The organism is bacterium (assembly GCA_030018315.1).
Taxonomy (GTDB): domain Bacteria; phylum Hydrothermota; class UBA3073; order JACQXS01; family JAGMCI01; genus JASEGA01.
The window spans coordinates 59,753-70,856 of the sequence record JASEGA010000006.1 but is presented as its reverse complement, the minus strand read 5'-3'; the positions used below and the strand labels follow the sequence as shown (position 1 = coordinate 70,856).

The following is an 11,104-nucleotide window of genomic DNA, read 5'->3' as shown; positions in this document are numbered from 1 at the left end:
GAGGCTGGTGATAAAGTAATAACTAAGAAGATAGTATTGATGAAATAGTTATAGTAATGAGGGTGTTTAGAAATGGGGTATCAATTAGCACAAAATTAGACATAGTAAGGGAAAATGCATTTTTCTGTTTATGGGATAAAGGAATAGGGGATTTTTACAAAATACATAGAATAGCAGGCTGTAATATAGCCATAAATAAGGAAGTGTAGAGGAGTGATAGCATTCTTATCGGTGCTTATACCCTGAATCAAGTTCAGGGTTGATAGATGAGCATTTATGGAATGCTAAACAGCCTTATTCCGTATATGATTTTATCCTCCATTCCAACTCTGGCGAGTGAACAACTTTACCTCCCTTAATCTCAGAGCCCATATCCATCCCACATATATTCTCACCAATAGTGAGAGGGACACCAGAGATTGCTGCTCCTATAGCAAGCCCATCCCAGTTGTTTTTTGCAACTGAGGTTGAGCCCAGTCCTGGAATTATAAAAGGTAGCTTTAACTTTATTCCTTTATTATGCCCAATTTTGGTCTCAAGATTAACGTTTGGGAAGATAGCTTTATCAGAGTCAGGTTCAATCCCTTTTGCACCGACACAAGTGCCCATTATAGTAAAATGAGAATAATCTATTGGATAGTTTTTTTTCAGCCCCAGATGTAATAATTCCATAGGGCTGTGGATATATAACCTCTGACCCTCTATATCCAGATTTACCAATTTCACACATCCCGATACAGCCATCTACACAAGTTACACACATCCCGGATAACTGATTTATGGAAGTATCAGTTCTATTCTTGGTCAGTGTGGCCACTGATGCATTTATTTTTGTTAAACTCATTTTCCCTTCCTTTTATTCTGATTACACAGATTTATTTAAGATTACACAGATAAAGCATAAATCTCTATTTTTCATCCGTGTAATCTGATTTTTCATAATCTGTGTAATCACAATTTAGATTTCCTCTCTTCTGCTTCTTTTATTAAGCAAGCTCCACAAGGCTCCATATAGCACATCGTCTTGTCATACACATCAACACATGGATAAGAGATATTAAGACACGAGTTGCATAGAACTCCAGGTGGCTCAGGTCCTTGACATCTGAGTTGGCAAGCAGGGCAAATATAGATACAAGCACCACAAGTCCTGCAAACCTCAGACTTTATATCAAATGGGGTAGTAATCTTTCTATTTGTACCACGATTAACAAACCCTATAGCTCTTGCATCCATCTGCTCAGTGCACATCCTTACACATAAGCCACATAGAACACAATCTTCATTTTTAGGCTTAAATCTAACACGAGTCACCCCATACTTAGATGCCAAATCCTGAACAGTCTTTGACTGTGGGCATAGGGCTACAAGTAGTTCTATAAGCGCTTTCCTTGTCTCAATTATCCGCTTTGTATGAGCCCCTCACTTACAGGATAAGTACAAGATGAAACAACCTCAAAACTTACGGGTGGCCCTACTTCAACTATACAAAGCCTGCAAGCTCCGTAAGGAGTGAGGCCTTCATTCCAGCAAAGAGTAGGTATAGGTATGCCATAAAACTTGCAAGCCTCAAGAATACTCCACCCCTCTTCTACTTTAACCTCTACTCCATTTAAATTTATAGTTATCATTTCTAATATACTTTTTCCTTTGACTTTCTTGCTGATGTACAGTATACTAAAACTGGAGGTGAAGAAAATGGTGAAGCAAGTAGAACTTGACAATTTGAATTTAATGCAAAAAAGAGCGTCGCTTCTAATTGGAGCCAGGATGCGAGATTATAAAAAAATACAGAAAGCTGCCCGTTCAATAGAGAGACTACGGCGTAAAGCTCCAAAAGGCTGGGATAGTGTTGAAGAGATTCGTAAATGGAGAGATAAACGCTAATGTACGTTCTGGACGCATCGGTTATCCTGAAATAATTTATTGAGGAGGCAGATAGTGAACAGGCTAAACTATTGTTCGACGCATACATAAGGGGAGAAATTACCATCGCAGTCCCAGATCTTCTTGTCTCAGAAGTTTCCAATGTCCTCAGATATACCTCCATTTTTTCACAAGCAGAGACTTTGAAATGCATTAAGGACTTATATAATTTGGACTTAGACATCGTAACCCCTATATTAGATGTTACTATAGTATCTATTCGACTCGCATATGAAAGAGACATATCTTTTTATGACGCACTTTACATTGCTTTGGCTCAAGAACTGGGATTCCAATATACAACAGCCGATAAGAAACTTTACAAAAAGATTAAAGATTTGCCTTTTGTAAACCTTCTTAAAGACATAGAGATTTAACAATTGCCTTTCTCCTTCTACATCTGCTCCATTTAAATATTTATATGTAGTATCTTTAAGTGATGGTTACAATATTTAGTAAAAGAGAAAAAGCAAAATTATGGAAGCTGTGAATCAAGAGAATAACGTTTCTCTTTTGACTTTAGCCAGAACTTTCAATAAAATATTAGTAAAAAGAGGGACTGGCGATGAGCGAGAAGGGCTTTATTTACCATATGAGAGTGAAAATATTTGAAGAAGCAGATAAGAAAGAGATTCCTATAACATCTCTCTGTAGCAAGTATCATGTGAGCAGGAAATGGTTCTATCCGCAGGGTCCTGTGGATAAGTGGAAAAAAAGAAGAGATAAGGAAGGAAATGAAGGTTTAAGAACAAGAGTCAGAGCAAGTCCCAAAATGCCTAATAAAGTGTCAATTGAGCTTGAGGAGAAAATACTGGAGTTCGTCAGAGAATATCCCACTTATGGATCAGCAAGAATATCTACAGAACTGAAGAGAAGAAATATTATTATTGGGCATACTGGGATTTACAATGTTCTACGAAGGAGAGGACTGCATACCGCAAAAATGCGATTAGAATTGGTAAGGAAATTAAATGGAGAAATTGTGACTCTTGATGAGCTTCAAAGAGACAAAGAGAAATCTAAAACTAACCATATAGAAGTCTCTTATCCGGGGCAGTTGGTAAGTGAAGACACTTTCTATATTGGTTGTTTGAAAGGGGTGGGTAGAATTTATCATCAGGTTGCTTGTGATTGCTTTTCTTCTTTTGGTGCAGCAAAGATTTACGATAGCAAAACTACGGATACTTCCTGTGATTTTGTGGGAAACTATCTTATCAAAAAATTCACAGGAGTGAGAATAGAAAGACTTCTTACAGACTGTGGGACAGAATATACAACTTGGCATGAGGAAGCGAAACCAAAGCATAAATTTGAGAAGATGTGCCAGAGGTTAGGAATTCGGCATACTACTACCAAAGTTAGGCATCCCTGGACCAATGGTTATGTTGAGAGGTTAAACAAAACTCTCTTAGATGAATTCTACTCTTTAGCTTTCAGAAAGAAAGGATATAGGACTATAGAGGAGCTACAACTTGATTTAGATGAATTTATGGAGTATTATAACTACAGGAGAACTCATCAGGGCTATAAGTTAAAGGAGAATGGCTGCGATACACCAGCGAAAGCACACTTATCAAAAAAATTAAAACAAGACTTGACAAAGGAGATGAGAGACAACAAAATAGGGGCAGATAAGATGATTCGTGGAATGCTGTGCAGAAGCAGAGGGGAGGTAATAGAAAAAACAATCCTTACAGGACAGGTTTTAGGGGATAATTTTACCGGAAGAAGAAGTGAAAAAGAGGAGGTTCTGACATGCCAATTTGTAACCACATCTTAAAGCCAGGACATATAAAATGCACGCAACTCAGCTTCTAAATTCTCAAATTCTACAAGATGCCTTTTACAGCCACGTCTTGAACATATCTGAATTTTACCACCTTCTATAAAATCCATCCTCACTATAGGAGCTCTGCATTCCTCGCACAACCACGGAGATGCGAGTTCAGCTTCACAATGAGGGCAGAAAAATTTACCTATTTCTCCTTTTGGTCTTGGGAATTCGTATTCAGTAGTATAACTACCATAGAGTGGTGATAGATATGCCCAACCACGTTTCTCTTCCTATTCAATTAAAACCTTTATCCCCGTGCAATTATCAATTTTATGCCCATCATCCATCAAACTTTTACCACACTTTGGGTACTTAACCCTCACTTCTATCATAATAATTTTAGGTATTTAGGCATTTAGGTGTTTAGGTATTTCTTTACTACTTGTTTTACTTTGGCACTTGTCATTCCACCATAATATTCACCATCTACCACCATAATAGGCCCTATTGCACAACAACCAAGACAATTAACTGTCTCAGCGGTACCAAGACAAACCGTTACAATATGTTTTCCTCTCGGTTTAAGACTGAACTGCTTAAAAAATGTAGCTACCCCATAGACATTAATTAAAGGAACCCCCAATTTATTAGCAACTTCAGTAATTGCTTCACAGGGTAGCCAGTTATATTCCAATTGAATATCCTGAAGTATTGAGATTAACGCCTCTTTTTTAGTTCCATATTTTTGAATTATATTATTAATTTGCATAATAATTTTAAAGTGCGAAATTGGTGATTTGCACTCCATATTTTCGTTATTATTGTAAAATTGGGATAAATAAAAAAGTCCCAAACCTAACCGACAGTTTGGGACCTTAAGGGATTGCTTTACAAACGAGGCTACGTAGACGTAGGAATAGTAGAGGGAGAGAGAGAGTTAACCCAGCCCCTTGATTTCATTGTTTTTACGACGCTTTCTATTGCTACCATATAGGCAGCATTTCTCATATATACTTTATTTTCTTGCGCCATTTTGAGCACACGATGAAATGCATTGGTCATTTTTTCATCTAATCTTTGATTCACCTCTTCTTCACTCCAATAAAAGTTCATATTATTTTGTACACCTTCAAAATATGAGCAAACTACACCACCAGCATTGCAGAGAAAATCCGGTATGACAAAGATATTTGGGTTATTCTTAAGTATTGTATCGGCTTCAGGTGTTGTAGGCCCATTGGCGGCTTCGGCGAGGATTCTCACTTTGGAGCTCATCTTTTTTACTGTCTCCCCAGTTATCACTTCTTCAACTGCTGCAGGAATAAGAACTTCAACTTCCTTTGATAACCAAGCGTTGCCGTCTTCAATCTTGTAGCCATTAGCTTTTGCCTTTGCATTATCAATAGTGCCATATTGGTCAGTAATTGATTGGATAAAAATTGGGTCAACCCCAGTATCTTTACTTATTGTATAAGCTTTCTTATCCTCCCTATTCCAGTGGGACACAGCAACAACTTTACCACCAATTTTTATAAAATTAATAGCTGCGTATTGGGCAACATTACCAAATCCCATAATAGAGGCACGACATTTTTTAGCATCAAGTCCAATCTGCTTAAGTGCTTCACGGACAGTAATAATAACACCAAATCCGGTTGCAGCTGTCCTGCCTAATGAGCCACCAACTTCTAAAGGCTTACCGGTAATCACACCCGGATAGAATTCGCCCCTTAATTTTATGTACTCATCCATCATCCAGCTCATCATTTGAGGTGTTGTCCCAACATCGGGAGCCGGAATATCTACTAAAGGACCAATATTCTTCCACATTTGTTGAATCCAGCCTCTACAAAGCCGCTCCTTCTCACCTTCAGAAAGGGTAGCTGGGTCAACCACTACACCACCTTTACCACCACCTAACGGTATGTCAACAACTGCACACTTCCATGTCATCCACATAGCGAGTGCTTTTACTGTATCAATTGTTTCTTCCGGATGGAATCTAATCCCTCCTTTACAAGGACCACGGGCGTCATTGTGCTGAACCCTAAAGCCACGAAAAACCTTAATAGAACCATCATCCATTCTTACGGGAATATTAAAGTGAAATTCTCTTAACGGTTCTCTAAGGATGGCACGAATATCATTTGATAGGTTAAGCTGGTCTGCAACCTCATCAAACTGCGCTTGCGCCATCTTAAACGGATTTAACTTTGCCATTTTTATCCCCTCTTGCATAGGCTGTTTTTTCTTAACTTTTTAAAGCTTTTATAAGTTCTTTTGTCCTCTCCCCCTCTACTACTATAAGCTCAGCAATTTTTGCAGTCCTATCATCAATCCTCTTAAATCCTTCGTCTATCTTCTTAAATCCCTCGTCCAGTTTCTCCCCTATGTATTTCTTAATACTCCTTCCATTAATCCATGCAGTAAGTGTAAGAAATACTCCTAATATTGTAAAACCTCCAAGAATAGCTCCTAACATTTATCCCCATTTAGTTTTATTCCATTCTATTATAGCTTATAGTTTGTGTCTACCAGTGTCTTACTATTTTAGCAACTCACATTTGCTCAATAACCTTTTCTTTTGCCTTTTTATATTCTTCTTCGGACAGTGTCCCTTTTTCGTATAATTTCTTAAGTTCTTCAAGTTTTTCAGTTGTGCTCTTCTTACCTGTAATTTCATCAATCCAGGGACGAACAGGTGGTGGGACAATTACTGACACTGCTAAATAATAAACAAGCGCAAATATTCCGAAGAAGAAACCGGGGAGAACAGCAAATGGGATACTCCTCCTTTTTTGCCGTGCGATAAGTATACACCCAACCTATATAAGACTCCATAAACCTGCCATTTCTCCCCCTATTTCAGATAGTGTTTAACATACTTTACAAAATCTAAAAAATCATCTAATCCGCTCTGCAAACATTTGTATACTTCATTAACATCTGCTTCAAGATACTCGTGTACTAAAATATTCCTAAACCCAGCTATTCCTCGTATCTTTTTAGCAAAAGCCTTAGGTATTATCTCGTATTTACCAAGAACATCTATAAGGGTGATGTAATCATCAAATTCATTTTTCCCTTCTGCTGCAAGTATATGGTTGCCTATATCTAAAACATGCTGAATGGTAATAACAAGTCCATAATTTATTTTCCAGAGCAGTTCTTCATCCTCAATAATTTCTTCTTTTTATACCTTCTAAACCTCTTTAAAATAGATACATTTTTTTCAATTTCTTTTAAATGCTTCTCTATTAACGGTTTGTCAATCATACACCTATTCTTTCATAAACATATTTCATTTGTATATCACGGAGTTTTTTAGTATCCACATATTTCTTAAAAGAGTTTACTTCAAACTCAACTCTCTTTTTCTCATCCCTTGAGAAAATGCGCTTCCCATATCTTATTACTTGATGCAAGAGTAAAGGGGAGGCGTAGTTTAGAATTACAAGGTCACAATTATTGGTGTGCAACAAAGTCATCAGCTCTGCAAGCAAGTTTGCTCTATACCCAAAATTTATTTCTTTGCAAAGTTTAGGGTTTACAAAAATGGCAATATCTATATCCGATAGCTTATTTACGGTGCCTTTAGCATATGACCCAAACAAGTAAGCAAAAATTACTTCTTTCCGCTTCTTGAGATATTCTCTGATTACAGAATCAATGCTATTTGTCATTTCTCCACTACCTTAGCTGTAAATTCACCCTCTGCTACAAGTGTATCACCCACATAGGCTTTAGCCGCCATCACACATAAACCACCTTTATATTTCAGCAACTTAAGCTCACTTCTCAAGACATCCCCAGGTACAACTGGCTTCCTGAATTTTACTTTATCTATCTTTAAGAAATATACTACCTTATCACTCTTATCTTTCACCCTCTTTAGTAGCAAAAAACCGCCTACCTGCCCCATAGCCTCAATAATCAGGACACCCGGCATAATTGGATGACCAGGGAAATGGCCCTGAAAGAATGGCTCATTTATACTAACACATTTCTCACCTATAACTTCGTCATCCTCAAGTTTAACTATCCTATCAACGAGTAGCATTGGGTACCGATGCGGCATTATTTCAAGTATCTTCTTTATATCAAATTCCATATTTGAGCCTCCTAATTCGCAGAATCCTGCGGACAAGTTCAATATTTAGAGCATGACCTGACTTTATCCCAAAAACCCAGCCTTTTAGTCTTGCACCAAGTAAGGCAAGGTCCCCAATTAGGTCAAGTATCTTATGACGAACTGGTTCGTCACTAAACCTCAACGGATTAAGTGGCCCATTTTCATCAATCACTATTGCATTCTCAAGACTACCGCCCTTAATAAGCCCTTTCTCTCTTAACTCTCCTATCCAGCCCATAAATGTATAAGTACGCGCAGGTGCAATCTCATTAAAATAAACTTCTGGTGTTATATCAAAACTACAATACTGAGTCCTAATCCCTTGATACGGATAATCTATTATAAATGAGACTCTAAATCCTTTGTATGGTATCGCAAATATACCTGCGTCTCCCTTAGTTAGTAATATAGGCTCCTTTATTTCGATCTTTTTCTCTTCCACATTTTGGCTTTTTATTCCTTTTTCTCTTATAAGCTTCGCAAATTCTAAGCTACTACCATCAAGTGCAGGCAGTTCTACCTCATCAAGCTCGCATATCGCATTGTCTATACCTGACCCATAAAGTGCAGATAACAAATGCTCACATGTCCTTATCTCATAACTCCCAAATTTTAAACTCACCCCATGCCCAGTGTTGTTGACTCTATCAACTATTGCCGGTATAATCACATTAGAGTGATTAAAAGTTATACCATTTCCAACAGGAGCCGGTTTTATAGTTACTTTAGCATAAGTACCTGTATGAACCCCAATCCCCTTTATTGAAAATGTTTCTTTTATCGTAGCCTGCATTATAATCATTGTAGGGACAAGGGTAACCCCGCCCCTACATTTCTGTTTACATCAATGACCTCGTTCAAGTCTTCTAACTCTTTTAAATAACTCCGGTAGCTTTATCAATAACCCGTACGCTTTTTTTGACGCTAAATGTGGTCTGGCAGGATAGCCGGATACAGTCATCCCATTTCTGACATCTTTTGTCACCCCTGCCTGTGCTCCTATAACTACATTATCGCCAATTATTAAATGGTCAGTAAGACCAGCCTGCCCCGCAATTGTCACATTTTTACCAATCCGAGTACTACCTGCAATCCCAACTTGTGCTACAATTATAGAGTGCTCACCAATCACAACATTATGTGCGATATGGACTAAATTATCAATTTTTGTCCCTTTTTTGATTATTGTATTTCCAATAACAGCCCTGTCCACAGTTGATAATGCACCTATCTCAACATCATCCTCTAAGATAACACCACCACAATGAGGAATTCGCTCATGCTTCCCTTTCACTCGCGTATAAGCAAAACCGTCGCTCCCAATTACAGCACCTGAATAAATTATTACCCTGTTCCCAATAACTACATTGTCCTCAATTGTCACATTTGGATAGATATGGGTATCATCCCCAATTGCGACATTGTCACCAATATATACATGCGGGAAAATAGTAACCCTATTGCCAACAACAGAGTCTTTACCTATATAAACAAATGCCCCTATACTCACTCCTTTACCAATTTTAGCAGTTGCATCAATTTGGACAAGTTTACTTATACCTTTTTGTGGAATAGGTTTAGGATAAAATTCTTGTAAAAGCTTAGCAATTGCAAGAGATGGATTCTCTAGTTCTATTGTAGAAATTGATGCCCCACTCATCCCTTTAGGTACAATTATACAAGAGGCATGTGTTTTATTAAGCCATTTGCGATACCTTGGATGTGAGAACCAAGTTATATCACCAGATTCAGCTTCCTCAATTCTTGCAATTCTACTAACTTCAAGCTCTGGGTCACCATTTAATTTACCGGTAACAAGTTTTGCAATCTCTGCTAATTTCATAGCATTGTAGGGGCGGGGTTACCCCGCCCCTACATTTCTGTCTACATCAATGATATTTTGGGAACTAACTTAGACAGTACTTCACCTACCATATTTATAATATCTTCCCTCTCACCACTCACACTACTCCCAATTTCTTGCGCTATTATTTCACTTGTGTTTGGGTTTACAACTTTACAGGTAATATCAACTTTATCACCTACTCTCGTCACTTCACCAATTACTACCAATTTTGCCATAGCTAATTTACCAACCCTTGCCGCCTCCTCCTGCGTAAAATCTTCCTCCTTTTTACCTATGTTTGCTTCACGCAAAGCATCGGGTAGCTTCTTAGACTCCTCAAACTTACCAGTCTTAATTAAACCTGCCTTCAAGACCTGAGCCACTTGTGTTCCGTGTCCATAATCTCTGGCTTCAGCTGTTAGCTCTTTAAACTTAAATACGCAAAAATTAGCCTTCTCTTTTGCTGCCACAGTAGGTGCATATTCTTGGTTCAATTCAGCAATCACCTGAGACGATAAATCCATACCTTCTTTTGCATACACAACACCAGTACTTGCAACATCAAATATTATCGCATAATCACCATCCTCACCTATCTTTCGTAATATTGAGTTCACCTTGTCAATAAATGGCTTCATAATCTTTTCGTTCTGCTTTTGAGCCTCACCATCAGGTCCCCATATCCTTTGAACAAAATCTTCATACTCTCTTTGCTTTTGTTCTATAACTCTACGCTTCCTCTCCCTTGCTTCTTCTGATAACATAAGAAACTGAGAATCAAACTCCTTTATAAGGTTTTGGACTTCCTGCTTTCTCTTTATCGCTTCATTTTGCCAGCTATCAAGTTCTTTTTGCATCTTTTGGGCAAGCTCATCCTTACCTTTGTATTCGTCAAAAATACGCTTAGAGTCAATGTATCCAATTTTAGCCTCCCCGCCTTGACTCGGCGAGGCAAGTGCAAAAATAGTTAACAGCAAAAGTATAAAAGCCAAAATATACTTCTTCATCTTATCCTCCCTAACTTATCCCATTTACAAAAGCCTAAGTTTTGTCACCCTTGGGTCAATAATTACCTCCTCTGTCTCAAAATTGAGCTTCATTCTCCACGCCTGCAGTGTCTTAGCTCCGAGATGATTACAGGGTCGGAAAGCTTTGGAACAATCATAAACTCATCACTGAATGTGTACCCGTTGAGATCGAAATCAAGTCTTACCGCCTTCTTTGTGGTTACTTTTCTCCCTTTTCCATCTGTGCCCAACTCCTTAGGCTTAGGAAGAGGTTCTACTATCCCAAGTCTCTTTGCCAATTCTAACTTAATGCAAGAATATGTGGAGCCAGAGTCAAAGATTGCTACAACATCCTCCTCTCCTACAGAACCACTGAGCTTTATAGGTTTTTCTATAACTGCTACTTTTATCCCTTTATC

Annotated in this window: 16 protein-coding genes and 1 pseudogene; 4 read left to right on the top strand and 13 right to left on the bottom strand. The window is 38.1% G+C overall.

All coding sequences use genetic code 11. The features are described 5' to 3' along the window. Positions 1-56: 56 nt before the first annotated feature. Positions 57-209 carry a hypothetical protein gene (locus QMD71_03560; protein ID MDI6839923.1) on the top strand — a complete coding sequence of 51 codons (153 nt, stop codon included), beginning with the start codon at positions 57-59 and terminating at the stop codon, positions 207-209. An 88-nt stretch (positions 210-297) separates the two neighbouring features. Here QMD71_03560 and QMD71_03555 read toward each other — a convergent pair. From QMD71_03555 to QMD71_03545, 3 genes and pseudogenes are all read right to left on the bottom strand, one after another. Further along, positions 298-844 (bottom strand): annotated as a pseudogene (locus tag QMD71_03555) (FMN-binding glutamate synthase family protein). Positions 845-951: 107 nt separating this feature from the next. Next, complete coding sequence (locus QMD71_03550) at positions 952-1,332, bottom strand: 4Fe-4S dicluster domain-containing protein (GenBank protein MDI6839922.1); 381 nt, start codon at positions 1,330-1,332, stop codon at positions 952-954. Positions 1,333-1,400: 68 nt separating this feature from the next. Next, positions 1,401-1,631 carry a 2Fe-2S iron-sulfur cluster-binding protein gene (locus tag QMD71_03545; protein ID MDI6839921.1) on the bottom strand — a complete coding sequence of 77 codons (231 nt, stop codon included), beginning with the start codon at positions 1,629-1,631 and terminating at the stop codon, positions 1,401-1,403. A 67-nt stretch (positions 1,632-1,698) separates the two neighbouring features. Between QMD71_03545 and QMD71_03540 the strand changes: the two genes are divergently transcribed. The 3 genes from QMD71_03540 (at position 1,699) to QMD71_03530 (ending at position 3,706) form a co-directional block, all read left to right on the top strand. After that, positions 1,699-1,887 (top strand): hypothetical protein, encoded by a 189-nt coding sequence (locus QMD71_03540; GenBank protein ID MDI6839920.1) that lies wholly within the window; start codon positions 1,699-1,701, stop codon positions 1,885-1,887. 38 nt (positions 1,888-1,925) lie between these two features. Continuing rightward, positions 1,926-2,303: a type II toxin-antitoxin system VapC family toxin gene (locus QMD71_03535; GenBank protein MDI6839919.1), complete on the top strand. Its 378-nt coding sequence runs from the start codon at positions 1,926-1,928 to the stop codon at positions 2,301-2,303. Between the two features lie 188 nt (positions 2,304-2,491). Further along, positions 2,492-3,706: an IS481 family transposase gene (locus tag QMD71_03530; protein MDI6839918.1), complete on the top strand. Its 1,215-nt coding sequence runs from the start codon at positions 2,492-2,494 to the stop codon at positions 3,704-3,706. Between the two features lie 409 nt (positions 3,707-4,115). Here QMD71_03530 and QMD71_03525 read toward each other — a convergent pair whose 3' ends face one another. The 10 genes from QMD71_03525 to QMD71_03480 form a co-directional block, all read right to left on the bottom strand. Beyond that, on the bottom strand, positions 4,116-4,469 hold the full coding sequence (locus tag QMD71_03525; GenBank protein MDI6839917.1) for an NAD(P)H-dependent oxidoreductase subunit E: 354 nt from the start codon (positions 4,467-4,469) through the stop codon (positions 4,116-4,118). Positions 4,470-4,600: 131 nt separating this feature from the next. Beyond that, positions 4,601-5,920, bottom strand: a complete 1,320-nt coding sequence (locus tag QMD71_03520) for a Glu/Leu/Phe/Val dehydrogenase (GenBank protein MDI6839916.1) — start codon at positions 5,918-5,920, stop codon at positions 4,601-4,603. A 31-nt stretch (positions 5,921-5,951) separates the two neighbouring features. Further along, positions 5,952-6,182 (bottom strand): hypothetical protein, encoded by a 231-nt coding sequence (locus tag QMD71_03515; GenBank protein ID MDI6839915.1) that lies wholly within the window; start codon positions 6,180-6,182, stop codon positions 5,952-5,954. A 76-nt stretch (positions 6,183-6,258) separates the two neighbouring features. Then, positions 6,259-6,423, bottom strand: a complete 165-nt coding sequence (locus QMD71_03510; GenBank protein ID MDI6839914.1) for an SHOCT domain-containing protein — start codon at positions 6,421-6,423, stop codon at positions 6,259-6,261. Positions 6,424-6,972: 549 nt separating this feature from the next. Then, positions 6,973-7,383: a nucleotidyltransferase domain-containing protein gene (locus QMD71_03505; protein MDI6839913.1), complete on the bottom strand. Its 411-nt coding sequence runs from the start codon at positions 7,381-7,383 to the stop codon at positions 6,973-6,975. Next, on the bottom strand, positions 7,380-7,811 hold the full coding sequence (fabZ, locus tag QMD71_03500; protein ID MDI6839912.1) for a 3-hydroxyacyl-ACP dehydratase FabZ: 432 nt from the start codon (positions 7,809-7,811) through the stop codon (positions 7,380-7,382). The genes QMD71_03505 and fabZ overlap by 4 nt, the downstream gene beginning before the upstream one ends. Continuing rightward, positions 7,801-8,634 (bottom strand): UDP-3-O-acyl-N-acetylglucosamine deacetylase, encoded by an 834-nt coding sequence (gene lpxC / locus QMD71_03495; GenBank protein ID MDI6839911.1) that lies wholly within the window; start codon positions 8,632-8,634, stop codon positions 7,801-7,803. Before lpxC ends, fabZ begins: the two co-directional genes overlap by 11 nt. 42 nt (positions 8,635-8,676) lie before the next feature. Continuing rightward, positions 8,677-9,675: a UDP-3-O-(3-hydroxymyristoyl)glucosamine N-acyltransferase gene (gene lpxD, locus QMD71_03490; protein MDI6839910.1), complete on the bottom strand. Its 999-nt coding sequence runs from the start codon at positions 9,673-9,675 to the stop codon at positions 8,677-8,679. A 41-nt stretch (positions 9,676-9,716) separates the two neighbouring features. Continuing rightward, positions 9,717-10,685, bottom strand: a complete 969-nt coding sequence (locus QMD71_03485; protein MDI6839909.1) for an OmpH family outer membrane protein — start codon at positions 10,683-10,685, stop codon at positions 9,717-9,719. Positions 10,686-10,774: 89 nt separating this feature from the next. Then, positions 10,775-10,996 (bottom strand): hypothetical protein, encoded by a 222-nt coding sequence (locus QMD71_03480; protein ID MDI6839908.1) that lies wholly within the window; start codon positions 10,994-10,996, stop codon positions 10,775-10,777. Positions 10,997-11,104 lie beyond the last annotated feature (108 nt).

What these genes read in the sequence shown, in the direction of transcription:
- QMD71_03560 (MDI6839923.1), top strand. Translation starts at nt 57, where the DNA reads ATGAGGGTGTTTAGAAATGGGGTATCAATTAGCACAAAATTAGACATA.
- QMD71_03545 (MDI6839921.1), bottom strand. Translation starts at nt 1,631, where the DNA reads ATGATAACTATAAATTTAAATGGAGTAGAGGTTAAAGTAGAAGAGGGG.
- QMD71_03540 (MDI6839920.1), top strand. Translation starts at nt 1,699, where the DNA reads ATGGTGAAGCAAGTAGAACTTGACAATTTGAATTTAATGCAAAAAAGA.
- QMD71_03530 (MDI6839918.1), top strand. Translation starts at nt 2,492, where the DNA reads ATGAGCGAGAAGGGCTTTATTTACCATATGAGAGTGAAAATATTTGAA.
- QMD71_03525 (MDI6839917.1), bottom strand. Translation starts at nt 4,469, where the DNA reads ATGCAAATTAATAATATAATTCAAAAATATGGAACTAAAAAAGAGGCG.
- QMD71_03520 (MDI6839916.1), bottom strand. Translation starts at nt 5,920, where the DNA reads ATGGCAAAGTTAAATCCGTTTAAGATGGCGCAAGCGCAGTTTGATGAG.
- QMD71_03515 (MDI6839915.1), bottom strand. Translation starts at nt 6,182, where the DNA reads ATGTTAGGAGCTATTCTTGGAGGTTTTACAATATTAGGAGTATTTCTT.
- QMD71_03505 (MDI6839913.1), bottom strand. Translation starts at nt 7,383, where the DNA reads ATGACAAATAGCATTGATTCTGTAATCAGAGAATATCTCAAGAAGCGG.
- fabZ (MDI6839912.1), bottom strand. Translation starts at nt 7,811, where the DNA reads ATGGAATTTGATATAAAGAAGATACTTGAAATAATGCCGCATCGGTAC.
- lpxC (MDI6839911.1), bottom strand. Translation starts at nt 8,634, where the DNA reads ATGATTATAATGCAGGCTACGATAAAAGAAACATTTTCAATAAAGGGG.
- lpxD (MDI6839910.1), bottom strand. Translation starts at nt 9,675, where the DNA reads ATGAAATTAGCAGAGATTGCAAAACTTGTTACCGGTAAATTAAATGGT.
- QMD71_03485 (MDI6839909.1), bottom strand. Translation starts at nt 10,685, where the DNA reads ATGAAGAAGTATATTTTGGCTTTTATACTTTTGCTGTTAACTATTTTT.